We start from the raw sequence: 24,880 nt of genomic DNA on the forward strand, positions 1-24,880 counted from the left end.
GTCAACGCCAGGGCGCTATTACTCAGCGGCAGCTACCGGAGCTTCTTCAACGAACTGCTCGGTACCACCAGCAACGTGGTTGCGACCACGGATTACAGCGTCAGCCATCGAACCCATGTACAGCTGGATAGCGCGGATTGCGTCATCGTTGCCTGGGATGATGTAGTCAACGCCTTCCGGGCTGCTGTTGGTATCGACTACGCCGATAACAGGGATGCCCAGCTTGTTGGCTTCGGTGATCGCGATGCGCTCGTGATCAACGTCGATAACGAACAGTGCGTCAGGCAGACCGCCCATGTCCTTGATACCACCCAGGGAACGATCGAGCTTTTCCAGGTCACGGGAGCGCATCAGCGCTTCTTTCTTGGTCAGCTTGGCGAAAGTACCGTCTTCGGCTTGTACTTCAAGGTCACGCAGACGCTTGATGGAAGCACGGATGGTCTTGAAGTTGGTCAGCATGCCGCCCAACCAGCGGTGATCGACGTACGGCGAACCGCAACGTGCTGCTTCTTCAGCAACGATCTTGCCAGCGGAACGCTTGGTGCCGACGAACAGAATCTTGTTTTTGCCCTGGGCCAGACGCTCTACGAAAGTCAGAGCTTCGTTGAACATTGGCAGGGTTTTTTCAAGGTTGATGATGTGGATCTTGTTACGCGCGCCGAAAATGTATTTACCCATTTTCGGGTTCCAGTAACGGGTCTGGTGACCGAAGTGCACACCGGCCTTCAGCATATCGCGCATATTGACTTGGGACATGATAGTTCCTTAATAAGTCGGGTTTGGCCTCCACGTATCCCAATGACCAACCAGCGGCATCAAGGCCTCCGGCACCCAGGTCATCGTGTCGACACGTGTGTGGATTTAAGCTTTGCGGGGTATCCCCGGAAAGCGGCGCATTTTATACCACAGCATCGACGAAAACGAAACCCGCAATCACATCTGCCGCCGACCGCGTTCACGCAAGCCCTTGAATAGAGCCCACAACCCCCTACCTTATAGAGAGAAGCGATTATCAGAGGCTCATGATTTGAGGCCATCGTCTGATAGAATCGCGTTTTTTGTGGCTTGTGCGAATTCTGTAACCTTTTGTCGCACGCCCGTAAACCGTATTGATTTCAGCGCGTCGCGCTAGAGAGAGCCTGTATGACCGTAAGTTTGAAAACCGCCGAAGACATCGCCGGCATGCGCATCGCCGGCAAACTGGCTGCCGACGTGCTGGAAATGATCGCCGAACACGTCAAGCCCGGCGTCACCACCGACACCCTGAACCAGATCTGCCACGACTATATAGTCAATGTGCAAAAGGCCATCCCTGCCCCGTTGAACTACAAGGGTTTCCCCAAGTCCATCTGCACCTCGGTCAACCACGTGGTCTGCCACGGGATCCCGGGCGACAAGCCCCTGAAGGACGGCGACACCCTGAACATCGACGTCACCGTGATCAAGGACCGCTACTTCGGCGACACCAGCCGCATGTTCCACGTCGGCACCGTGCCGGTCTGGGCCGAGCGCCTGTCCCAGGTGACCCAGGAATGCATGTACAAGGCCATCGAGATCGTGAAACCCGGCTGCCGCCTGGGCGACATCGGCGAAGTGATCCAGAAGCACGCCGAAAAGAACGGTTTCTCGGTGGTGCGCGAGTTCTGCGGCCACGGCATCGGCACTGTGTTCCACGAAGAGCCACAGATCCTGCATTACGGCCGCGCCGGCACCGGTATGGAGCTGAAAGCAGGCATGACCTTCACCATCGAACCGATGATCAACCAGGGCAAGGCCGACACCAAGGTGCTGGGCGACGGCTGGACCGCCATCACCAAGGACCGCAAGCTCTCGGCCCAGTGGGAACACACCCTGCTGGTCACCGACACCGGCTACGAAATCTTCACCCTGCGCGCCGACGACACGATCCCGCGCACGTCGGGTGCGGCTTCGGCGTAAAGCTTGCTTAGGTTTTCCCCCCACTGTGTTGTGACTGACTGATAGATAGAAAGGAAAACCGATCGATGCCCCAGGTGGATCCCGAACTCTTCGACCGTGGCCAGTTCCAGGCCGAACTGGCGTTGAAGGCAAGCCCCATCGCCGCCTTCAAGAAGGCTATCCGCCAGGCCCGCGAGGTGCTCGATGAGCGCTTTCGCAGCGGCCGGGACATCCGCAGGCTGATCGAGGACCGCGCCTGGTTCGTCGATAACATCCTGCAAAAGGCCTGGGAGCAATTCAGTTGGAGCGAGGACGCCGACATCGCCCTGGTGGCGGTCGGCGGCTACGGGCGCGGCGAGCTGCACCCCTACTCCGACATCGACCTGCTGATCCTGCTGGACAGCGCCGACCATGAGATCTTTCGCGATTCTATCGAGCGCTTTCTCACCCTGTTGTGGGACATCGGCCTGGAAGTCGGCCAGAGCGTGCGCTCGGTGGACGAATGCGCCGAAGAGGCCCGCGCCGACCTGACCGTCATCACCAACCTGATGGAAAGCCGCACCATCGCCGGCCCCGAGCGCCTGCGCCAGCGCATGCTCGAAGTCACCAGCACCGCGCACATGTGGCCAAGCAAGGACTTCTTCCTGGCCAAACGCGCCGAGCAGAAGGCCCGGCACCACAAATACAACGACACCGAATACAACCTGGAACCCAACGTCAAGGGCTCGCCCGGTGGCCTGCGGGATATCCAGACGATTTTGTGGGTTGCCCGTCGCCAGTACGGCACCCTGAACCTGCGGGCCCTGGCCGGCGAAGGTTTCCTGGTGGAAAGCGAAAACGCCCTGTTGGCCTCCTCCCAGGAGTTCCTGTGGAAAGTGCGCTACGCCTTGCACATGCTCGCCGGACGCTCCGAAGACCGCCTGCTGTTCGACCACCAGCGCTCCATCGCCACCCTGCTGGGCTTTGAAGGCGAAGACGCGAAGACCAGCATCGAAAGCTTCATGCAGCAGTATTACCGGGTGGTCATGAGCATTGCCCAGCTCAGCGACCTGATCATCCAGCACTTCGAGGAAGTGATCCTGGCGCCCGAGGATGAAGCGCCGCCGCAGCCGATCAACGCGCGTTTCCAACTGCACGACGGCTATATCGAGGCGCGCAACGACAACGTCTTCAAACGCACCCCGTTCGCCATGCTGGAGATCTTCGTGCTGATGGCCCAGCAGCCGGAAATCAAGGGCGTGCGCGCCGACACCATCCGTTTGCTGCGGGAAAACCGTCACCTGATCGACGATGACTTTCGCAACGATATCCGCAACACCAGCCTGTTCATCGAGCTGTTCAAGTGCAAGATCGGCATCCACCGCAACCTGCGGCGCATGAACCGCTACGGCATCCTCGGGCGCTACCTGCCGGAGTTCGGCTTTATCGTCGGGCAGATGCAGCACGACCTGTTCCACATCTACACCGTGGACGCCCACACTCTGAACCTGATCAAGCACCTGCGTAAGCTGCAGTACACCCAGGTGTCAGAGAAATTCCCGCTGGCCAGCAAGCTCATGGCCAAGCTGCCCAAGCCGGAGCTGATCTACCTCGCTGGCCTGTACCACGACATCGGCAAGGGCCGCCATGGCGACCACTCGGAAGTCGGCGCCGTCGACGCCGAGGCGTTCTGCCAGCGCCACCAGTTGCCCCTGTGGGACAGCCGCCTGATCGTCTGGCTGGTGCAGAACCACCTGGTGATGTCCACCACTGCCCAGCGCAAGGACTTGTCCGACCCGCAGGTGATCCACGACTTCGCTGGCATCGTCGGCGACGAAACCCGTCTCGACTACCTGTATGTGCTGACCGTCTCCGACATCAACGCCACCAACCCCACGCTGTGGAACTCGTGGCGTGCCAGCCTGCTGCGCCAGCTCTACACCGAGACCAAGCGCGCCCTGCGCCGTGGCCTGGAAAACCCGGTGGACCGCGAAGAGCAGATCCGCCGTACCCAAAGCGCAGCCCTGGACATCCTGGTGCGTGGCGGCAACGACCCGGACGATGTCGAGCAACTCTGGTCGCAACTGGGCGACGACTACTTCCTGCGCCACACCGCCGGCGATGTGGCCTGGCACAGTGACGCGATCCTGCAGCAGCCGGCCGATGGCGGGCCTTTGGTGCTGATCAAGGAAACCACCCAGCGCGAATTCGAAGGCGGTACGCAGATCTTCATCTATGCGCCGGACCAGCACGACTTCTTCGCCGTGACCGTGGCCGCCATGGACCAGCTCAACCTGAACATTCATGACGCACGGGTCATCACCTCCAGCAGCCAGTTCACCCTCGACACCTACATCGTGCTCGACACCGACGGCGACTCGATTGGTGACAACCCGGTGCGGGTGAAAAAGATCCGCGAAGGCCTTACCGAGGCCCTGCGCAACCCTGACGACTACCCGACCATCATCCAGCGCCGGGTACCGCGCCAGCTCAAGCACTTTGCGTTTGCGCCCCAGGTGACCATTTCCAACGACGCCCAGCGGCCGGTAACCGTGCTGGAACTCAGCGCACCGGATCGCCCGGGGTTGCTGGCACGCATCGGCGGGATCTTCCTGGAGTTCGACCTGTCGTTGCAGAACGCCAAGATTGCGACCCTCGGTGAGCGCGTGGAAGACGTGTTCTTCATCACCGACGCCGATAACCAGCCGCTGTCCGACCCTGAGCTGTGCCTGCGCTTGCAGGAAGCCATCGTGCAGCAGTTGAGCGTGACCCAAGAGCCTGGGGTCGAGCTCACCCGGCTGACTATTTGATTATTGAATGTGTTAACCCGATTCATGTGGGAGCTGGCTTGCCTGCGATAGGGCCGCCACGGTGTATCTGGCACACCGAGGCGAAGCCATCGCAGGCAAGCCAGCTCCCACAGGGTCTGCGCTTACCTAAGAGACTTTTATGAACAACGCCCTGAACCAGCTCCAGCCCTACCCGTTCGAAAAACTGCGTGCCCTGCTGGGCAGCGTCACGCCGAACCCGGACAAGCGCCCGATCGCGCTGTCCATCGGCGAACCCAAGCACAAGTCACCTGAGTTCGTCGCCAAGGCCCTGGCCGACAGCCTCGACCAGATGGCGGTGTACCCGACCACCCTGGGCATTCCGGCCTTGCGCGAGGCCATCGGCGCCTGGTGCGAACGCCGCTTCAATGTACCCAAGGGCTGGCTCGACCCGGCGCGCAACATCCTGCCGGTCAACGGCACCCGCGAGGCGCTGTTCGCCTTCACCCAAACGGTGGTCAACCGCGGTGACGATGCCCTGGTGGTGAGCCCGAACCCCTTCTATCAGATCTACGAAGGCGCGACGTTCCTGGCCGGGGCCAAGCCGCACTACCTGCCTTGCCTGGATGCCAACGGCTTCAACCCGGATTTCGATGCCGTGACGCCGGACATCTGGAAGCGCTGCCAGATCCTGTTCCTGTGCTCCCCGGGTAACCCGACCGGCGCGCTGATCCCGGTCGATACCCTGAAAAAACTCATCACCCTGGCCGACGAACATGACTTCGTCATCGCCGCCGACGAGTGCTACAGCGAACTGTACTTCGACGAACAAACCCCACCACCGGGCCTGTTGAGCGCCTGCGTCGAGCTGGGCCGCCAGGACTTCAAGCGCTGCGTGGTGTTCCATAGCCTGTCCAAGCGCTCCAACCTGCCAGGCCTGCGCTCCGGTTTTGTGGCCGGCGACGCCGACATCCTCAAGGCCTTCCTGCTGTACCGCACCTACCACGGCTGCGCGATGCCGGTGCAAACCCAGTTGGCCAGCATTGCAGCCTGGAAAGACGAAGCCCATGTGCTGGCCAACCGTGACCTGTACCGCGAGAAATTCGACGCCGTGCTAGCCATTCTCAAGCCGGTACTGGATGTGCAGGCACCGGATGGCGGGTTCTACCTGTGGCCGAATGTGAATGGAGACGATGCCACCTTTTGTCGCGACCTGTTCGAGCAAGAACACGTAACCGTGGTTCCGGGTTCCTACCTGTCGCGGGAAGTGGATGGCTTCAACCCGGGTGCAGGGCGAGTGCGTTTGGCACTGGTTGCACCACTGGCGGAGTGCGTGGAGGCGGCTGAGCGAATTCGCGATTTTGTCCAGCGCACTCAGTAACCCTTGCCAACCCCGCACTGTGCAACACAGTGCGGGGCCTTGCTCACTTGAACAAGGGGAACCAGAATTTCGCGCTTAACACTCATTGGGACATTCCCTTTGAGTACAGCGCATGAACCCGACCGCTCAACTTTCTGGCAACGTTCATTTCCCACTGCCGCCCTTAGATAGCGAAACTCCCACCTCTGCGCGCACCGGCCGGACCAAAAGAGGCCTCGCAGACACAACCAAACGCTGGCCCGCAGGCGTCATAACCGTTGCTGTTGACCTTAGAGACCAGAAAAGCAAGGCTCTGGTGATAGATGCGATCAGGGAGTGGGCGCATAACACTCCCGCCCATCAATTTCGGGTTGTCGATGGCAGAGAGGGCGATATTCGAATCTCTGATGACCCCGGCATCAAGAGAAACTGGACCGCGATTGGCACCGACGCGAAAAACGTGCCGCTGAGCGAACCGACGATGCACTTGGAACGACTCGATGATTCGAGGGAATTCCGTGCAAAAGCGCTGCACGAATTCGGCCATGCCCTGGGGCTGCTGCACGAACACCAAAACCCTGAGCACGATATCAACTGGGACATAGACGCTGTTTACGAAGGTTACACCAGCGAGCACTTCCCGAAAGAGCTCGTCTATAGTCAGTTCCTGAAACTACCTGTTGGCGACCATTTGCTCGTCACCCGCTATGACAGTAAGTCCATCATGCATTACGACTTCCCGGATATTGTCACCCTTGATGGAAGAGGTGTCGGTGCCAATACCCATCTCTCGGAAGGAGACAAAGCCATCGTACGCAAACTATACAAATTACCCACCTGATAGTTACTCAGTGCGAACCTCTACTTCATCACTCCCAAGTTCGCTTCGCTCATATCCAGATCCGCCAACACTTCCCTCAACACGTCATCACCCATCTGGTGATGACGGCTCAAGCTATACAACTCCAGGCGCTGCGCCCGCAGGGCCCTGAGCCACAACTTGCGTTCAAGCAGATCTATCTGTTGCGCCAGCGCCTGGGCTTGGGCCGAGTCGTTGCAGAGCGCCACGATTGCGACCCTCGGCGAGCGCGTGAAAGACGTGTTCTTCATAACCGACGCCGATAACCAGCCGCTGTCCGACCCGGAGCTGTGCCTGCGCTCGCAGGAAGCCATCGTCGTGACTCAGGAGCCTGGCGTCGAGCTCACGCGCCTGACTATATAAATTTTAATGTTGTGGACGTGGCTCATGTGGGAGCTGGCTTGCCTGCGATGGCATCGCCTCGATGCGAACATGTGAAAGCGGCGGAGCGGGTTCGTGCGTTTATTCAGCGTCATCAGTCATCAAACACGCCCGCACTGCGCAATGCAGTGCGGGATGCTGAGCATTTCCTACAGCGCCACAAGTATTAAGCTACGCCTTTGTTGGAACGTTTCCCTCAAACAGCACCACTACATGGACTCCAGACTCCTTTCGTCAGCGAGGCCGTGCATTTTGAGCATCAACCCTACTGCCCATCCAACAGCCGCCGCCCCTGAGCATGCCTACAACAACCAGGCGCCGGAAACATCCGCGCTCAGTAGAAAAAAACGTGGCGTGGCATTCCCTGCGGACCTTTGGCCACAACACTCGACACTCAAGATCTCGTTGATTGGCATGACGCCGGAGCAAGAGCAACTCACCAAAACCAGCATCAATAAGTGGGCGCCTCACGTCAATCTGACGTTTGAGTTCACCCAATCACCCGACGCCGATATCAGGATTGCAGCGGACAATAATTCCTATGGGGGCTCATCGACAGTCGGCGTAAATGCGAAGAAGGTTCCCGCCCAAAAGCCCACGATGGTTATCGGTTTTGCACACGGCTTGGTTACAAAAACCAGCCAGACGGTAGCGCATGAGTTCGGCCATGCCTTGGGTTTGAAGCATGAGCACCAACATCCCTACCGGACTTTAGAGTTCAATGCAGAAAACGTCTATCAAGAGCACGATCGCTACAAACAACCCAGGAAAGAGGCTGACGACCAAATACTGAAAAAATTTGATCCTCGCCAGGTTTATTCTTCTCAGTATGACCCGCGCTCAATCATGCACTACAGCATGCCGGGGGAGTACTTCACTAACGGCATGCCCACATCCGAGAACTATGAACTGTCAGAAACCGACAAACAGTTCATCCGTGCGCTGTACCCTAAAAACCGATAGAGCCCCTGAGACTTATTTCAGCGATCCCAGGTTCGCTTCGCTCATATCCAGCTCCGCTAACACCTCCCGCAACACGTCATCACCAATCTGGTGATGACGGCTCAAGCTATACAATTCCAGGCGCTGCGCCCGCAGGGCCTTGAGGCGCAACTTGCGCTCAAGCAGGTCCATCTGTTGCGCCAGCGCCTGGGCCTCGGCCGAGTCGTTGAACACTTCCAACTGGTGGCGGTATTCCGACATCAAGCGTGCCTTCAACTCAGCAGCGAGCGCGGCCTGGGCGGCGTCCTGGGTTTCGGTTTCAGCAAGTTCCTCGGTTTCCAGGGCATGGATCGCGGCCACGGCGGTTTTCTTCCAGGCCTCGCGAACCTCGTTGTGGCGCTTCTCATCGGGACTCTTTTCGACGCCGCGCAACAACAGTGGCAAGGCAATGCACGCAGCAATCAGCGATAACAGGATCACCCCTGCCGCGATAAAGGTCAGCAGGTCACGCTCGGGAAAGTCCTGCCCCGGCGCCAGCAGCAGCGGCACCGACATCACACCGGCCAGCGTCACTGCACCGCGCACGCCACCGACGGTGAGCAACCAGCATGAACGCGCCGTTGGCACCAGCGTCAGCTCACCTTTGCCTCGCAGCCTGCGCAGCAAACCCGACAGCCGCCAAATACTCTGTACCCAGATAAAGCGCAGCACCAGCAACACCAGGAAGATCGCCACCACGTCCAGGCAGCGATACAACAAGGTCGGCCACAACGTCGGCTCATGGCTGACCACCGCCTTGATGATGTCCGGCAGTTGCAGGCCCAGCAGCAGGAAGATCAAGCCGTTGAAAGCAAACTCCAACAACGACCAGACGCTGCGGTTGAGCAAACGCGTGCTCGTCTGGCGCGGCAGCAGGTCGAGCCAGCTTTGCATCATGCCCGCTGCTACCGCCGACAAAATCCCCGATGCACCCAAACGCTCAGCCAACACATACGCGGCAAACGGCAGCAGCAACATGAACACTACATGCGTCGCCGGGTCGTCCCAACCCCGGGCGATCATCCAGGTGCGCAAGCGGCCCACCAGCCAGCTCAGCGCGACCCCCACGGCCAGGCCACCGACGGCCACCAAGACAAACGTGAGGCTGGCATCGGCCAGGGAAAACACCCCGGTCAACGCCGCCGCCAGGGCGAACTTGAAGGTCACCAGGCCCGACGCATCATTCATCAATGCCTCGCCCTGCAACATGTGCATCAGCGGAGTAGGCAAACGGTTCTGGGAAATGGCGGACACGGCCACAGCATCCGTCGGCGACAAAACCGCCGCCAGGGCGAAGGCCACCGGCAGCGGGATCGTAGGCAATATCCAGTGAATGAAGTAACCGGCACCGACTACCGTGAACAGCACCAGCCCCACCGCCAACGTCAGGATCGGCCCGCGCAGCCGCCAAAGCTCTCGCTTGGGCATGCGCCAACCATCGGAGAACAACAACGGCGGCAGGAACAGAAACAGGAACAGCTCCGGGTCCAGTGCCACGTGCAACCCCAGCGTAGGCCACGCCAGCAAGGCGCCGGCGGCAATCTGCACCAGGGGCAACGGCAGAGGAATGACACGCCCGACCAGACGCGAAACGCTGACCAGCATCAGCAGAATAAGAACGGTGTAGGCGGTTTGCATAACGCGGGTTTCCCGGACAATCGACGTGCAACGACACACATACGGCAACAACTCGCCGTTGAAGTGCCATATAACCCAGCTATGTTACCCACCTGGCTGCAGCCTGACATTTGCACATAAGTCGCACGCCGGCATGACGAGCGGCACCCAAACCCGCTGGTCGTGGCATAATCCGTGACCTTCCGTTTTCACACGCTCAAAGGGGGCAATTCCTTGACCGCTTCAAGCAAAACGTTGCACCTTTTCGGCATCAAAGCCTGCGACACCATGAAAAAGGCCCGCACCTGGCTCGATGAGCACGCTGTGAGCTATGAGTTCCACGACTACAAAACAGCCGGTATCGACCGCGAACACTTGACCCAATGGTGCAACGAGCACGGTTGGCAGGTGGTTTTGAACCGTGCGGGCACCACCTTTCGCAAACTCGAAGACGAACGCAAAGCCGATCTCGATCAGTCGAAAGCCATTGAATTGATGCTCGCGCAACCTTCGATGATCAAGCGCCCGGTGCTTGATCTCGGTGACAGAACCCTGATTGGCTTCAAGCCAGATAGTTATTCGGCGGCCCTCAAGTAGGCCAGCCCTTTCCATTTTGTAGAGGTAACAGCATGTCCAATTCCCTGTTCAGCCTGGGCTTCGGCGTCGGCACTCAGAACCGCCAAGGTGCTTGGCTGGAAGTGTTTTACGCGCAGCCGCTGCTCAACCCTTCGGCTGAAATCGTCGCAGCCATCGCGCCGATCCTCGGTTACACCGAAGGCAACCAGGCCATTACCTTCACCATCAGCCAAGCACTGCAGCTGGCTGATGCGCTCAAGAATGTCGACGCCACCCAAGCCGCGTTGCTCAACCGCCTGGCTGAAAGTCACACGCCGCTGGTCGCCACCCTGCTGGCTGAAGACGCCGCACTGACCTCCACGCCTGAGGCCTACCTCAAGCTGCACCTGCTGTCCCACCGCTTGGTCAAGCCACACGGCCTGAGCCTGGCCGGTGTGTTCCCGCAACTGCCGAACGTGGCCTGGACCAGCCAGGGCGCAATCGACATCGCCGAACTGGCCGAACGCCAACTGGAAGCGCGCCTGCGTGGCGAGCTGCTGGAAGTGTTCTCGGTGGACAAGTTCCCGAAAATGACCGACTACGTGGTTCCGGCCGGCGTACGGATCGCTGACGCCGCGCGTCTGCGCCTGGGCGCCTACGTGGGCGAAGGCACCACCGTGATGCACGAAGGTTTCGTCAACTTCAACGCCGGCACCGAAGGCCCGGGCATGATCGAAGGCCGTGTGTCGGCTGGCGTGTTCGTCGGCAAAGGCTCGGACCTGGGCGGCGGTTGCTCCACCATGGGCACCCTGTCGGGCGGCGGCAATATCGTGATCAAGGTGGGCGAAGGCTGCCTGATCGGCGCCAACGCCGGTATCGGTATCCCGCTGGGCGACCGCAACACCGTGGAGTCGGGCCTGTACGTCACCGCCGGCACCAAGGTTGCGTTGCTGGACGAGCAGAATCAATTGGTCAAGGTGGTCAAGGCACGCGAACTGGCCGGCCAGCCGGACCTGCTGTTCCGCCGCAACTCCGAGACCGGTGCCGTGGAGTGCAAAACCCACAAATCGGCCATCGAACTGAACGAAGCGCTGCACGCTCACAACTAAGCAGCCACTCGATGCCACTAGCGGGCCCCCACCCAGGGGCTCGCTTATACGAGTCTTTATCACCATGCTTGTGCCCTCTCCCTGGCGCGCCGACTTCCCGGCCATCGCCACCCTGCAACGGCAAGACCAGACCTACCTGGACAACGCCGCCACCACGCAAAAACCCCAAGCCCTGCTGGATGCCATCAGCCATTACTACGCCAATGGCGCAGCCAATGTGCACCGTGCCCAGCATTTGCCGGGGGCTCACGCGACACAGGCTTTTGAAGACAGCCGCAACAAGGTCGCGCAGTGGCTGAACGCAGGTGACAGCGGGCAAATCGTGTTTACCCACGGCGCGACGTCGGCGCTGAACCTCTTGGCCTATGGCCTTGAGCACTTATTCAATGCGGGCGATGAGATTGTCATCAGCGCCCTGGAACACCATGCCAACCTACTGCCCTGGCAGCAGTTGGCCAAACGCCGCGCGCTGAACCTGGTGGTATTGCCCCTGGGTGACGACGGCGTGATTGACCTTGCCGTCGCCGCCGAACTGATCGGCCCACGCACGCGCCTGCTGGCGGTGAGCCAGTTGTCCAATGTGCTCGGCGCCTGGCAGCCCCTGGAGGCCCTGTTGGCGCTGGCCCAGCCACACGGCGCGCTGACCGTCATCGACGGTGCCCAGGGCATCGTCCATGGCCGCCACGACGTGCAGGCCCTGGGGTGCGACTTCTATGTGTTCTCCAGCCACAAACTCTACGGGCCGGACGGCGTCGGCGTGCTGTTTGGCCGCAACGAAGCCCTGCACCACCTGCGCCACTGGCAGTTTGGTGGCGAGATGGTGCAACAGGCCGACTACCACAGCGCCAGCTTTCGCCCGGCGCCCCTGGGTTTCGAAGCCGGCACGCCGCCAATCGCCAGCGTGATCGGCCTGGGGGCCAGCCTGGACTACCTGAGTTCGCTGGACCCCAACGCCGTGATCGCCCATGAAGCAGCCCTGCACGACTACCTGTTGCGCGGGCTCAAAGCGCGCAACGGTGTGCAAGTATTGGGATATCCCCAGGTGGCCCTGGTCAGCTTCGTGGTCGATGGCGTGCATAACGCTGACCTCGCCCACCTGCTGACGGAGCAAGGCATTGCCGTGCGGGCCGGCCATCACTGTGCGATGCCGTTGCTCAAGGCGATGCACCTGTCGGGGGCGATTCGTGTGTCCCTGGCGCTGTACAACGACTCCGATGATCTGGAGCGTTTCTTTGAAGCGCTGGATCAAGCGCTGGATATGCTGCGATGAATTTGCCGGTGGATGCAGTGACCGCGCTTGACGCCTTCCAGGCTGTCGGCAGTTGGGAACAGCGCGCGCGGATGCTGATGCAATGGGGCGAGCGCATGCCTGCCCTGGCGGAGGCAGACAAGACCGACGCCAACCTGGTGCAGGGCTGCGAAAGCCTGGTGTGGTTGGTGGGGCACTTGCAGGATGGCCGATGGCAGTTTGCTGCCGCCAGCGATGCACGGATGATTCGCGGGTTGGTGGCGTTGCTGCTGGCGCGGGTGAATGGGTTGACGGCCGCCGAGTTGCAGGCCGTTGATCTGCCGGACTGGTTCAACCAGCTGGGGCTTTCCCGCCAATTGTCACCGTCCCGCAGCAATGGCCTCAACGCAGTCCTGCAGCGTATGCGAGCGTTGGGCCATACCTAAAACCAAATGTGGGAGCGGGCTTGCTCGCGACAGCGCCGTGTCAGTCTATACATGATTGACTGAGCCACCGCATTCGCGAGCAAGCCCGCTCCCACATTTTGAGCTTGGTTCGGCAGGATAGTTAAGCAGGCTTGACCCGCTCCGACGGCCTACGCACCCCGGCGACGATCTTATCCACGGCCTTGGTCGCCGCGACCATGCCAAACGTCGCCGTCACCATCATCACCGCGCCAAACCCACCCGCGCAGTCCAGCTTCACCCCATCCCCGACAAAGCTCTTTTGCAAACAGATACTGCCGTCCGGCTTGGGATAGCGCAGTTGCTCGGTGGAAAACACACACGGCACGCTGTAGTGGCGGGTCACGGTGCGCGAGAAACCATAGTCGCGGCGCAGGGTTGAGCGCACTTTGGAGGCCAGCGGGTCATTGAAGGTGCGGTTCAAGTCGCACACCTGGATCAACGTCGGGTCGATCTGCCCGCCGGCACCGCCGGTGGTGATGATCTGGATCTTGCGGCGCTTGCACCAGGCAATCAGCGCCGCCTTGGCGTTGACCGCGTCGATGCAGTCGATCACGCAGTCGATGTCTGGCGTGATGTATTCGGCCATGGTGTCGCGGGTGACGAAATCCGCCACCGCGTGCACCGTGCAATCCGGGTTGATGCCGCGCAGGCGCTCAGCCATCACCTCGACCTTGGGTTTGCCCACGGTGCTGTCCAGGGCATGCAACTGGCGGTTGCTGTTGCTGACGCAGACGTCGTCCAGGTCAAACAGCGAAATCTCGCCCACCCCGCAACGGGCCATGGCTTCCGCCGCCCAGGAACCCACGCCGCCGACGCCGACGATCGCCACATGGGCCGCTTTCAAGCGTTCCAGGCCTTCAATGCCATACAAGCGGGCGACGCCTGCAAACCGTGGATCTTCTGTACTCATGACCATTACCCCAAAAACCGGCGCGCATTATGGACTACAGAGCGACAAGTTCGAAGCGACAAGCTACAAGTAAAGAACTTAGATGGCCTTTCGCTGACTAATGTCCGGTTTTTCTCTGCTTGCTGTACGGTCAGGGAAGGGCCGGTGTAGGATGCGCGCCGTTCGGCGCAGGCCGACACCTCTTTTCGTTCCACACCCTTTGGAACCCGAAATAGCCATGGCATCGCGTAAATTTGGACTCAACCTGGTGATCGTGCTGGCAATCGCCGCGCTGTTCACCGGCTTCTGGGCGCTGATCAACCGCCCGGTCACCACCCCCAACTGGCCTGAACAGATCTCCGGGTTTTCGTACTCGCCGTTCCAACAAGGCCAGTTCCCACAGAAAGACCAATACCCGACTGACGATCAGATGCGCCAGGACCTGGCGATCATGAGCAAGCTGACGGACAACATCCGTACCTACTCGGTTGACGGCACCCTGGGAGACATCCCCAAGCTGGCGGAAGAATTCGGCCTGCGGGTGACCCTGGGCATCTGGATCAGCCCGGACCTGGAACGCAACGAACGTGAAATCCAGCGCGCCATCGAGTTGGCCAACAGTTCGCGCAGCGTGGTACGGGTGGTGGTCGGCAACGAAGCGCTATTCCGCGAAGAAATCACCCCCGAAGCGCTGATCGTGCTGCTCGACCGGGTGCGTGCCGCCGTGAAAGTGCCGGTGACCACCTCCGAACAATGGCACATCTGGGAAAAGAACCCGCAACTGGCCAAGCACGTCGACCTGATCGCCGCGCACATCCTGCCGTTCTGGGAATACATCCCGATGGACAAGGCCGGCCAATACGTACTCGACCGTGCCCGAGACCTGAAAAAACTGTTCCCGAAAAAACCCTTGCTGCTGTCGGAAGTGGGCTGGCCGAGCAACGGCCGTATGCGCGGTGGTAACGAAACGTCGCCGGCCGACCAGGCCATTTACCTGCGCACGCTGGTGAACAAGCTCAACCGCCAGGGCTACAACTACTTCGTGATCGAGGCGTTCGACCAGCCGTGGAAAGTCAGTGACGAAGGCTCCGCCGGCGCCTACTGGGGCGTGTACAACGCCGCGCGCCAGCAGAAATTCAACTTTGAAGGCCCGGTGGTCGCGATCCCGCAATGGCGCGTACTGGCCATCGGCTCGGTGGTACTGGCACTGCTGTCGCTGACCTTGCTGATGATCGACGGCTCGGCCCTGCGCCAGCGAGGCCGTACCTTCCTGACCTTTATCGCATTCCTGTGCGGTTCGGTGCTGGTGTGGATCGGCTACGACTACAGCCAGCAATACAGCACCTGGTTCAGCGTGACGGTCGGCGTCTTGCTGGCACTCGGCGCCCTCGGCGTGTTTATCGTGTTGCTGACCGAAGCCCATGAGCTGGCCGAGGCGGTGTGGACCCACAAACGTCGGCGTGAATTCCTGCCGGTTGAAGGGGATTCAGACTACCGCCCAAAAGTGTCGATCCACGTGCCGTGCTACAACGAGCCGCCGGAGATGGTCAAACAGACCCTCGACGCCCTGGCAGCCCTCGATTACCCGGACTACGAAGTCCTGATCATCGACAACAACACCAAGGACCCGGCCGTCTGGGAGCCGGTGCGCGACTACTGCGAAACCCTCGGCCCGCGCTTCAAGTTCTTCCACGTCTCGCCCCTGGCCGGTTTCAAGGGCGGCGCGCTGAACTACCTGATCCCGCACACCGCCAAGGATGCCGAAGTGATCGCGGTGATCGACTCGGACTACTGCGTGTCGCCGAACTGGCTCAAGCACATGGTGCCGCACTTCGCCGACCCGAAAATCGCCGTGGTGCAGTCGCCGCAGGACTACCGCGACCAGAACGAAAGCACCTTCAAGAAGCTCTGCTACGCCGAATACAAAGGCTTCTTCCATATCGGCATGGTCACCCGCAACGACCGTGATGCGATCATCCAGCACGGCACCATGACCATGACCCGTCGCTCGGTGCTCGAAGAATTGGGCTGGGCCGACTGGTGCATCTGCGAAGACGCCGAACTGGGCCTGCGCGTATTCGAAAAAGGCCTGTCGGCGGCGTATTACCACGACAGCTACGGTAAAGGCTTGATGCCGGATACCTTTATCGACTTCAAGAAGCAGCGGTTCCGCTGGGCCTATGGCGCGATCCAGATCATCAAGCGTCACACCGCCAGCTTGCTGCGCGGCAAGGACACCGAGCTGACCCGTGGCCAGCGCTACCACTTTCTCGCGGGCTGGCTGCCGTGGGTGGCGGACGGCATGAACATCTTCTTCACCGTGGGCGCCCTGTTGTGGTCGGCGGCGATGATCATCGTGCCGACGCGCGTCGACCCGCCGCTGCTGATTTTCGCGATCCCGCCCTTGGCGTTGTTCGTGTTCAAAGTGGGCAAGATCATCTTCCTGTACCGCCGCGCCGTTGGCGTGAACCTCAAGGATGCGTTCTGCGCGGCCCTCGCTGGCCTGGCGTTGTCCCATACCATCGCCAAGGCGGTGCTGTACGGCTTCTTCACCAGCAGCATTCCGTTCTTCCGTACACCCAAGAACGCCGATAACCACGGCTTCTGGGTCGCGATTTCCGAAGCCCGCGAAGAGATGTTCATCATGCTGCTGCTGTGGGGCGCGGCGCTGGGGATCTACCTGGTGCAGGGCCTGCCCAGCAACGACATCCGCTTCTGGGTGGTGATGCTGCTGGTGCAGTCGCTGCCGTACGTGGCGGCGCTGATCATGGCGTTCCTTTCGTCGCTGCCCAAACCTGCAGCGACGCCGGCGCCTGAACCGGCCGTGTAAAAACTTGCGCAATGCACTAAACGGCGGCCTCTGGCCGCCGTTTTGCTATAAGATAACGGCCGTTTTGTTGGATCAGCCAAGCGCCGATTGCCTTATGTGGGAGCGGGCTTGCTCGCGAATGCGGTATATCAGCCAATACATGCGTAGCTGACACTCCGCATTCGCGAGCAAGCCCGCTCCCACATTAGAATTTCGCCATTTCAAGTTCTGTATTCCACATGCGTCCTGCGCCCATTACACGCTTCCGGAGCTTTCCATGACGGCCCATGCCGACCTTTCGCCGACCCTTCAACTTGCCATCGACCTGATCCGTCGCCCCTCGGTCACGCCGATCGACGCCGATTGCCAGAAGCTGATGATGCAGCGCCTGGGCGACGCCGGTTTTGCGCTCGAGCCGATGCGTATTGAAGACGTGGACAACTTCTGGGCCACCCACGGCAAGCACGAAGGCCCGGTGCTGTGCTTTGCCGGTCACACCGACGTGGTGCCCACCGGCCCGGTGAACGCCTGGCAGAACGACCCGTTCGACGCGCTGATCGACGAAAACGGCATGCTCTGCGGGCGTGGCGCGGCGGACATGAAGGGCAGCCTGGCGGCCATGCTCGTGGCATCGGAGCGTTTTGTCACCGACTACCCGGACCACCGCGGCTCGGTCGCGTTCTTGATCACCAGCGATGAAGAAGGCCCGGCGCACCATGGCACCAAGGCCGTGATCGAGCGCTTGGCAGCCCGCAAGGAACGCCTGGACTGGTGCATCGTCGGCGAGCCGTCGAGCACCACCCTGGTGGGCGATGTGGTCAAGAACGGCCGTCGCGGTTCCCTCGGCGCCACCCTGACCGTACGCGGCGTACAAGGCCACGTGGCCTACCCGCACCTGGCCAAGAACCCGATCCACCTGGCCGCCCCGGCCCTGGCAGAGCTAGCGGCCGAGCACTGGGATGACGGCAATGCCTTCTTCCCGCCAACCAGTTTCCAGATCTCCAACCTCAATTCCGGTACCGGCGCGACCAACGTGATCCCGGGCGACCTGACGGCGGTGTTCAACTTCCGTTTTTCCACCGAGTCCACCGTCGAAGGCCTGCAGCAACGCGTGGCGGCGATCCTCGACAAGCACAACCTGGACTGGCACGTGGAGTGGGCGCTGTCGGGCCTGCCGTTCCTCACCGAACCCGGCGCCCTGCTGGATGCCGTTTCGGCCAGCATCAAGGCGGTCACCGGCCGTGACACCAAGGCCTCGACCAGTGGCGGCACGTCCGACGGGCGTTTTATCGCCACCCTCGGCACCCAAGTGGTCGAGCTGGGTCCGGTCAACGCGACGATCCACCAGGTCAACGAACGCATCCTGGCCAGCGACCTCGATGTGCTGACCGAAATCTACTACCAGACCCTGATCAAGTTGCTCGCCTGATGCTCGCCTGCCCCCTTTGCAGCGCCCCGCTCAACGCGGTGGACAACGGTGTGGCCTGCCCGGCCGGGCACCGTTTCGACCGCGCGCGCCAGGGCTACCTGAACCTGTTGCCGGTGCAGCACAAGAACAGCCGCGACCCGGGAGACAACCTGGCGATGGTGGCGGCGCGCCGCGACTTCCTCAACGCCGGGCACTACGCTCCGGTGGCCAGGCGCCTGGCGGAACTGGCCGCCGAGCGCGCACCACAACGCTGGGTGGACATCGGCTGTGGCGAGGGTTACTACACCGCGCAGATCGCCGATGCCCTGCCCCAGGCCGATGGCTACGCGCTGGACATCTCCAAGGAAGCGGTCAAGCGGGCCTGCAAGCGCAACCCGGCGCTGACCTGGTTGATCGCCAGCATGGCCCGCGTGCCGTTGGCGTCAGGCAGCTGCCAGTTTCTGGCCAGCGTGTTCAGCCCATTGGATTGGGAAGAGGCCAAGCGCCTGCTCAGCCCAGGCGGCGGTTTGATGAAGGTTGGCCCGACCAGCGGTCACCTGATGGAACTGCGCGAGCGGTTGTACGACGAAGTGCGCGAGTACACCGACGACAAGCACCTGGCCCTGGTGCCGGAGGGCATGAGCCTGGCCCACAGCGAGACGCTTGAGTTCACCCTGAGCCTGGCCGAGCCTGCAGACCGCGCCAACCTGCTGGCCATGACGCCCCACGGCTGGCGGGCCAGCGCCGAGCGCCGCAACGAAGTGATCGAGGCCGCCGAACCGCTGAAGGTCACGGTGTCGATGCGCTACGATTATTTCGTGCTTCAATAACCGACTTTTCCGCGAATGGATTTTCGAATCCCGCAACGAGGAACATCCATGCGCCAACCTGATATCGAGATTTACCTGAAGGACGCCGACGTCGACCACAAGGCCATCGCCGCCTGGCTGGGCGCCGCCTTGGGTCCGTGCTCCGACTGGGTCCAGAAGGGCCAGACCTACAAGTGCAAGGCCGGCAGCGTGCCCGTCACCTGGCTGCCGAAAGCTGTAGGCAAATGGAACAGCCTGTACCTGGAAAGCGACCAGACCCCGTGGGACGACGACATCGCCTGCGCCCGCGCTGCGTTTGCTGTGCTGAACGTCGAAGTGCGTTGCGCACCGGGGACCTGGGTCGAGGAAGAAGGTGAAGAAAGCGCCGACACCTGGATTCGCATCAGCGCCGACGGTGAAGAGCAGATCACCTGGAAAACAGCCTGATTTAACACTGCAAACCCAATCAATGTGGGAGCTGGCTTGCCTGCGATGCAAGCACCTCGGTCTTTCAGGCAGACCAAAGTGATGCTATCGCAGGCAAGCCAGCTCCCACAGTTGATTGTGGTGATGCTTAAAGACCCACCACATCCTCAGCCTGCAAACCCTTCTCGCCGGTCACCACGGCGTACTCCACCTGCTGGCCTTCAGCCAGGGAACGGTGGCCTTCACCGCGAATGGCGCGGTAGTGCACGAACACATCCTTGCCATCCTCGCGCTGAATAAAACCATAGCCCTTTGCATCGTTGAACCACTTCACATTGCCGGTTTCGCGCGTTGCCATCTGTTTTGCTCCCACATGCTTTTTATTGTTGAGTCAGTCGCATTGAACTGCCGAGTATATGACAGGCTCAAAAAGCTTCAACTCAAGTTTATTTAGCCGCTTTTTTGCCGATTTTCGGCGAATACGGCACACTACCCGCCCGAGCACCTGCTCGGTTTTTTCCACTTGAAGCAGCACGCCTATGACCCGCTCCCCGTTCCGCCGTCTGGTGTTTGGCACCTTGCGCCGACTGTTGTACCTCTGGGTTCGCTCGGAGACGATCAACCAGTCGTCCCTAACCCTTAACCTGGACCGCAGCCGGCCGGTGTTCTACGTCCTGCAATCGCCCTCCCTCACCGAACTGGCGGTGGTCGATGCCGAGTGCACCAAGGCCGGCCTGCCGCGCCCGGTGCTGCCGGTGTCGGTCGGCCCGTTGATGGAACCGGCGGCGTTCTTCTACCTCACGCCAGATCCCGACTGGCTCGGCCGCCAGGACAAACGCGGCGCACCGCCCACCCTGACCCGGCTGGTCAACACCCTGACCGAACACGCCGAAGAGAATGCACAAATCATTCCGGTCAGCGTGTTCTGGGGCCAGTCACCCGAAAGCGAGTCCAGCCCGTGGAAGCTGCTGTTTGCCGACAGTTGGGCTGTGACCGGGCGTCTGCGCCGGCTGTTGAGCATCCTGATCCTGGGCCGCAAGACCCGCGTGCAATTCTCTGCGCCTATCAACCTGCGTGAATTGATCGAGCACAATAAAGGCCACGAACGCACCGTGCGCATGGCCCAGCGCATCCTGCGCGTGCACTTTCGTAACCTGAAAACTGCCGTAATCGGTCCCGATTTGTCACACCGTCGCAACCTGGTGAAAGGCCTGGTCAACATGCCACTGGTGCGCCAGGCCATCGCCGACGAAGCCGAGCGGGAAAAGATCAGCCCCGAAAAAGCCAAGGCCCAGGCCCTGCGCTACGGCAACGAGATCGCCTCGGACTACACCTACACCGCGATTCGCTTCCTTGAAGTGGTATTGAGCTGGTTCTGGAACAAGATCTACGACGGCATCAAGGTCAATAACATCGAAGGTGTGCAAAAGGTTGCCCAGGGCTACGAGGTCATCTACGTGCCTTGCCACCGCAGCCACATCGACTATCTGTTGCTGTCCTACCTGCTGTTCAAGAACGGCCTGACCCCGCCGCACATCGCCGCCGGCATCAACCTGAACATGCCCGTCATCGGCAGCCTGCTGCGCCGTGGCGGTGCGTTTTTCATGCGCCGCACCTTCAAGGGCAACCCGCTGTACACCTCGGTGTTCAACGAATACCTGCACACGCTGTTCACCAAAGGCTTCCCGGTGGAGTACTTCGTCGAAGGCGGCCGTTCGCGCACCGGGCGCATGCTGCAACCCAAGACCGGCATGTTGGCGATTACCCTGCGCAGTTTCCTGCGCTCCTCGCGCATGCCGATCGTGTTCGTGCCGGTGTATATCGGTTATGAGCGCGTGCTCGAAGGCCGTACCTACCTCGGCGAACTGCGGGGCGCGAGCAAGAAGAAAGAATCGATCTTCGATATCTTCAAAGTGGTCGGCGCGCTCAAGCAGCGCTTTGGCCAGGTCGCGGTCAACTTCGGCGAACCGATCAAGCTGGCCGAATTCCTCGACGCCGAGCAGCCGGACTGGCGCACCCAGGACCTGGGCCCGAACTACAAACCGGCCTGGCTCAACGAGACCACCAACCGCCTGGGCGAACAGGTGGCGCGCCACTTGAACGAAGCCGCCGCGGTGAACCCGGTGAACCTGGTAGCGCTGGCGTTGTTGTCCACCACCCGCCTGGCCCTGGACGAACAGGCCATGGCGCGCCAGCTCGACCTGTACCTGGCCCTGTTGCGCCGTGTGCCCTATTCACCCCATACCACGCTGCCGGAAGGCGATGGCCTGGCGCTGATCAAGCATGTGAAGGACATGGACCTGCTGTCGGAGCAAAGTGATGCTCTGGGCAAGATCTTGTACCTGGACGAACAAAACGCCGTCCTGATGACCTACTACCGCAACAACGTGCTGCACATCTTTGCCCTGCCGGCGTTGTTGGCGAGCTTCTTCCAGAGCAGCTCGCGCATGAGTCGCGAACAGATCCTGCGCTACACCCACGCGTTGTACCCGTACCTGCAATCGGAGCTGTTCATCCGCTGGTCGCTGGACGAGTTGGACACAGTGATCGACCAATGGCTGGAAGCCTTTGTCGAGCAAGGCCTGCTGCGTTTCGAGAACAACGTGTACCTGCGTCCGGCGCCAAGTTCGCGGCACTTTGTGTTGCTGACCCTGTTGTCCAAGAGCATTGCCCAGACCCTGCAGCGCTTTTACATGGCGATCTCGTTGCTGCTCAACAGCGGCCAGAACAGCATCAGCGCCGAAGAGCTGGAAGACCTGTGCACCATCATGGCCCAACGCCTGTCGATCCTGCATGGCCTGAACGCGCCGGAATTCTTCGACAAGAGCCTTTTCCGACATTTCATCCAGACCCTGCTGGAGCAAGATGTACTGCGCCGCGATGAAGCCGGCAAGCTGAGCTACCACGACCTGCTCGGCGAACTGGCCGAAGGCGCGGCAAAACGTGTGCTGCCCGCCGATATTCGCCTGTCGATTCGCCAAGTGGCGTTGCATCGCGTCGACGGTGCTGCGGAGGCGCCGGTGGAGCCTGAAGCGCCCAAACCTGAAGAAAGCCGCTAGATTGAATAAGGCGTCGGGCGGTTTCCGACGCCGCTGACAAGGAGCTGTACCATGAAAAAGATCATTCTCCTCGGCCTCACGGCCTTGCTCGGAGCCTGCCAATCGATGAATCCTGCGCCCAAGGCCAGCCTCGACGGCGAGGTGTTCTACCTGCAACGCATCGCCCTGCCGCCTGCTGCCACCCTGAGTGTCAGCCTGCAGGACGTGTCGTTGATGGACGCGCCGGCCGTGACCCTCGCCGAACAGAAAGGCCCAGTCAAAGGCCAGGTGCCGCTGCCGTTTCACTTGAGCTACGACCCTGCCCAGGTCAAGCCGGGCCACAGTTATTCGGTGAGCGCTCGCATCGAGCTCGATGGCAAGCTACTGTTTATCACCACCGAGCGGCACACCGTGCAACTCAACGGCCAGGACCCACAACCGCTGCGCCTGCGGGTTGATGCCGTCGCGCACTGACACTTTCCAGTACACCCGATCAAAAGGAAGCGCCCATGCTCCGTAACTCCCTTCGCCTCACTGCCCTGTGTGCCGGCTTGCTGCTCGGCGCCAACGCCCTGGCCCTGGACCTTGGTAGCCTGTCCCAGGGCGACGCCTCTGGCGGCCTCAAGGACGCGCTGACCCAAGGCGCGCAGATCGCCGTGAAACAGCTGGGTGTACCCGGTGGTTTCAGCAATAACCCGGAAGTGAAGATCGGCCTGCCAGGCAAACTGGGCAAGGTGGCCGACAAGCTGAAGATGTTCGGCATGGGTGACCAAGTCACGCAACTGGAAACCAGCATGAACAAGGCGGCCGAATCCGCCGTAACCCAAGCTCAGCCGATCTTGGTCAATGCGGTGAAGAATATGAGCGTGACTGACGCCAAGGGCATCCTCACCGGTGGCCAGGACTCGGCGACGCAATACCTGAACAAGAGCAGCCGCGAACAGATCCGCGCCAAGTTCCTGCCGATCGTCAAGGCCGCAACCGACAAGGTTGGCGTAGCCCAGCAATACAACGCACTGGCCGGCAAGGCCGCAGCCTTTGGCGCAGTGGATGCCAAGAGCGCAAACGTCGAGAACTATGTGACTGAACAAGCGCTGGACGGCCTGTTCAAGATGATTGCCCAGCAAGAAGAAACCATTCGCAAGAACCCGGCGGCGGCAGCCACCAGCCTGGCGAAAAAGGTGTTTGGCGCGCTGTAACTGCCCTGCCCTTTCACTGCGCCCAGATCGCTGGCTAAGGATCTGGGCGCAGTTGTTTCAGGCCAGCCGCTTAGCGATTAAACGCAAACAGCGGATACGAAGGCCGAGTAGGGTAAAGGTGCCCCGGGTCGGGAAACGGCTCGCCGTGTCCTGGCTTACAGTGAGGGTCGTGGCCGTACCCTGGCCCGGTTGGATAGGGGCGGTGATGATGGCCATACCCAGGCCTCAGTGGGTTAGCGGGTTCAAAGCCCTTGTGCGGCAGATTGTTCCCAAGCAAGGCCCCGAGAAACGCGCCTTTGAAAGCCGCAATCGCTGATAAGATCGTCATGTGACACTCCATACACTCATTGAAATAGGCTGGCTCGCCACTGGCGAGGTCCTGGCCCGTGCCTGTCCATCAGGCAAATCTGAGTGGAGTGCGACGGGCAAACGTTCCGAATGCCCTGACACCTGTTTGCGTCTGCATGTAAACGCCGCACAGTGTGCTTCAGTGAAATACCGAGTCGGCCAGCCGTCCCATCATGAGCGTGGCAAAGCAGCAGATCGCCACGGAGGTCACACGGTTGATCCTCAACGGCGTCAGCCACGCCTTTTGAAGGCCCTCGAACCGACTGCCCAGCAGGATCCAGGCCGTCCCTACCGGTATCACCACCACCGCAAGCGTCAGCATGAACCCTGCATACCCTTGCAGCGTGGCAAAGGCGTTCGCCGGTGCGATAAACGAAACTATCAACAGGCCTTTGGGGTTCATCACCGTCAGCCAGAAAAAGTACAGCCCGCTGAAGCGATCCCTTCCCGGATCGCGATCGCCACTGTTGCGTTGCCATAACTTGAACGAGATATAGAGCAGGTAGCAGGCCGCGACCAACTGGGTGAGCTTCAACGCCCACGGCGAATAGGCCGCCAGGTATTGCAGCGCCACGCCCCACGCGGAGACCTGGAGCAGGTACGCCAGGCATTCGACAAGCACCAGCCGCCACGACGCCCGATACCCGAACAACACCCCGGCGCGAAACAACAGGGTATTGGTCGGGCCAGGGGCAAGCAGCAACAACAGCAGGGCTGAAACGGTGGCCAGCAT

The 24,880-nt window shown here is 60.9% G+C and carries 21 protein-coding genes and 2 pseudogenes; 17 read left to right on the plus strand and 6 right to left on the minus strand.

Translation table 11 applies throughout. From position 1 onward, the window contains the following. Window positions 1–18: 18 nt before the first annotated feature. Window positions 19–756, minus strand: a complete 738-nt coding sequence (gene rpsB / locus M2394_RS04955; RefSeq protein WP_003189158.1) for a 30S ribosomal protein S2 — start codon at window positions 754–756, stop codon at window positions 19–21. Between the two features lie 387 nt (window positions 757–1,143). Here rpsB and map point away from each other — a divergent pair, with 387 nt between their 5' ends. The 4 genes from map to M2394_RS04975 all read left to right on the plus strand — a co-directional run bounded on the left by map (window position 1,144) and on the right by M2394_RS04975 (window position 6,865). Beyond that, on the plus strand, window positions 1,144–1,938 hold the full coding sequence (map, locus tag M2394_RS04960) for a type I methionyl aminopeptidase (protein WP_178919029.1): 795 nt from the start codon (window positions 1,144–1,146) through the stop codon (window positions 1,936–1,938). Between the two features lie 65 nt (window positions 1,939–2,003). Beyond that, window positions 2,004–4,706 (plus strand): [protein-PII] uridylyltransferase, encoded by a 2,703-nt coding sequence (locus tag M2394_RS04965; protein ID WP_178919030.1) that lies wholly within the window; start codon window positions 2,004–2,006, stop codon window positions 4,704–4,706. Between the two features lie 139 nt (window positions 4,707–4,845). Further along, a complete protein-coding gene (dapC, locus tag M2394_RS04970; RefSeq protein ID WP_259171806.1) occupies window positions 4,846–6,045 on the plus strand; it encodes a succinyldiaminopimelate transaminase in 1,200 nt (399 codons plus the stop codon). A gap of 112 nt (window positions 6,046–6,157) precedes the next feature. Then, window positions 6,158–6,865, plus strand: a complete 708-nt coding sequence (locus tag M2394_RS04975) for a M12 family metallopeptidase (protein ID WP_259171807.1) — start codon at window positions 6,158–6,160, stop codon at window positions 6,863–6,865. Window positions 6,866–6,885: 20 nt separating this feature from the next. Here M2394_RS04975 and M2394_RS04980 read toward each other — a convergent pair. Beyond that, window positions 6,886–7,080, minus strand: a pseudogene (locus M2394_RS04980) (Na+/H+ antiporter); the annotation flags it as partial. Here M2394_RS04980 and M2394_RS04985 point away from each other — a divergent pair. Together M2394_RS04985 and M2394_RS04990 are read left to right on the plus strand one after the other, a co-directional pair. Then, window positions 7,076–7,246, plus strand: a pseudogene (locus M2394_RS04985) (PII uridylyl-transferase); the annotation flags it as partial. The pseudogenes M2394_RS04980 and M2394_RS04985 overlap by 5 nt on opposite strands. A 270-nt stretch (window positions 7,247–7,516) precedes the next feature. Then, entirely contained in the window at window positions 7,517–8,227 is a 711-nt protein-coding gene (locus tag M2394_RS04990) for a M12 family metallopeptidase (protein WP_259171808.1), read from the plus strand. 12 nt (window positions 8,228–8,239) lie between these two features. Here M2394_RS04990 and M2394_RS04995 read toward each other — a convergent pair whose 3' ends face one another. Then, the gene (locus M2394_RS04995; protein ID WP_178919034.1) at window positions 8,240–9,883 is read right to left on the minus strand and encodes a Na+/H+ antiporter; all 1,644 of its coding nucleotides are present in this window, start codon (window positions 9,881–9,883) and stop codon (window positions 8,240–8,242) included. 267 nt (window positions 9,884–10,150) lie between these two features. On the opposite strand from M2394_RS04995, the gene M2394_RS05000 reads away from it, so the two are divergent. From M2394_RS05000 to M2394_RS05015, 4 genes are all read left to right on the plus strand, one after another. Then, the gene (locus tag M2394_RS05000) at window positions 10,151–10,459 is read left to right on the plus strand and encodes an arsenate reductase (RefSeq protein WP_231982825.1); all 309 of its coding nucleotides are present in this window, start codon (window positions 10,151–10,153) and stop codon (window positions 10,457–10,459) included. 32 nt (window positions 10,460–10,491) lie between these two features. Then, window positions 10,492–11,526 (plus strand): 2,3,4,5-tetrahydropyridine-2,6-dicarboxylate N-succinyltransferase, encoded by a 1,035-nt coding sequence (gene dapD, locus M2394_RS05005; RefSeq protein WP_178919035.1) that lies wholly within the window; start codon window positions 10,492–10,494, stop codon window positions 11,524–11,526. 64 nt (window positions 11,527–11,590) lie between these two features. After that, the gene (locus M2394_RS05010; RefSeq protein ID WP_178919036.1) at window positions 11,591–12,796 is read left to right on the plus strand and encodes an aminotransferase class V-fold PLP-dependent enzyme; all 1,206 of its coding nucleotides are present in this window, start codon (window positions 11,591–11,593) and stop codon (window positions 12,794–12,796) included. Continuing rightward, window positions 12,793–13,200 (plus strand): SufE family protein, encoded by a 408-nt coding sequence (locus tag M2394_RS05015; protein ID WP_259171809.1) that lies wholly within the window; start codon window positions 12,793–12,795, stop codon window positions 13,198–13,200. Before M2394_RS05010 ends, M2394_RS05015 begins: the two co-directional genes overlap by 4 nt. A 121-nt stretch (window positions 13,201–13,321) precedes the next feature. Here the strand turns inward: M2394_RS05015 and tcdA are convergent, their stop codons facing one another. Next, on the minus strand, window positions 13,322–14,131 hold the full coding sequence (tcdA, locus tag M2394_RS05020) for a tRNA cyclic N6-threonylcarbamoyladenosine(37) synthase TcdA (RefSeq protein WP_372339886.1): 810 nt from the start codon (window positions 14,129–14,131) through the stop codon (window positions 13,322–13,324). A 217-nt stretch (window positions 14,132–14,348) separates the two neighbouring features. Between tcdA and M2394_RS05025 the strand changes: the two genes are divergently transcribed. From M2394_RS05025 to M2394_RS05040, 4 genes are all read left to right on the plus strand, one after another. Then, the gene (locus tag M2394_RS05025; RefSeq protein WP_178919041.1) at window positions 14,349–16,940 is read left to right on the plus strand and encodes a glycosyltransferase; all 2,592 of its coding nucleotides are present in this window, start codon (window positions 14,349–14,351) and stop codon (window positions 16,938–16,940) included. A 256-nt stretch (window positions 16,941–17,196) separates the two neighbouring features. Further along, complete coding sequence (gene dapE / locus M2394_RS05030) at window positions 17,197–18,348, plus strand: succinyl-diaminopimelate desuccinylase (RefSeq protein WP_178919043.1); 1,152 nt, start codon at window positions 17,197–17,199, stop codon at window positions 18,346–18,348. Beyond that, window positions 18,348–19,157 carry a putative RNA methyltransferase gene (locus M2394_RS05035; RefSeq protein ID WP_259171810.1) on the plus strand — a complete coding sequence of 270 codons (810 nt, stop codon included), beginning with the start codon at window positions 18,348–18,350 and terminating at the stop codon, window positions 19,155–19,157. The genes dapE and M2394_RS05035 overlap by 1 nt, the downstream gene beginning before the upstream one ends. 48 nt (window positions 19,158–19,205) lie before the next feature. Next, the gene (locus M2394_RS05040; RefSeq protein WP_178919047.1) at window positions 19,206–19,583 is read left to right on the plus strand and encodes a hypothetical protein; all 378 of its coding nucleotides are present in this window, start codon (window positions 19,206–19,208) and stop codon (window positions 19,581–19,583) included. A gap of 127 nt (window positions 19,584–19,710) precedes the next feature. Here the strand turns inward: M2394_RS05040 and M2394_RS05045 are convergent, their stop codons facing one another. Further along, on the minus strand, window positions 19,711–19,920 hold the full coding sequence (locus M2394_RS05045; protein WP_003219353.1) for a cold-shock protein: 210 nt from the start codon (window positions 19,918–19,920) through the stop codon (window positions 19,711–19,713). A 181-nt stretch (window positions 19,921–20,101) separates the two neighbouring features. Here M2394_RS05045 and plsB point away from each other — a divergent pair, with 181 nt between their 5' ends. The 3 genes from plsB to M2394_RS05060 are packed head-to-tail and all read left to right on the plus strand — an operon-like array spanning window position 20,102 to window position 23,799. Further along, window positions 20,102–22,621, plus strand: a complete 2,520-nt coding sequence (gene plsB / locus M2394_RS05050) for a glycerol-3-phosphate 1-O-acyltransferase PlsB (RefSeq protein ID WP_259171811.1) — start codon at window positions 20,102–20,104, stop codon at window positions 22,619–22,621. A 51-nt stretch (window positions 22,622–22,672) separates the two neighbouring features. After that, window positions 22,673–23,074, plus strand: a complete 402-nt coding sequence (locus M2394_RS05055; protein WP_178919050.1) for a YbaY family lipoprotein — start codon at window positions 22,673–22,675, stop codon at window positions 23,072–23,074. Window positions 23,075–23,109: 35 nt separating this feature from the next. After that, window positions 23,110–23,799 carry a DUF4197 domain-containing protein gene (locus M2394_RS05060; protein WP_178919052.1) on the plus strand — a complete coding sequence of 230 codons (690 nt, stop codon included), beginning with the start codon at window positions 23,110–23,112 and terminating at the stop codon, window positions 23,797–23,799. 487 nt (window positions 23,800–24,286) lie between these two features. Here the strand turns inward: M2394_RS05060 and M2394_RS05065 are convergent, their stop codons facing one another. After that, entirely contained in the window at window positions 24,287–24,880 is a 594-nt protein-coding gene (locus tag M2394_RS05065; protein WP_259171812.1) for a LysE family translocator, read from the minus strand.

The organism is Pseudomonas sp. BIGb0164 (assembly GCF_024810135.1).
Classification (GTDB): domain Bacteria; phylum Pseudomonadota; class Gammaproteobacteria; order Pseudomonadales; family Pseudomonadaceae; genus Aquipseudomonas.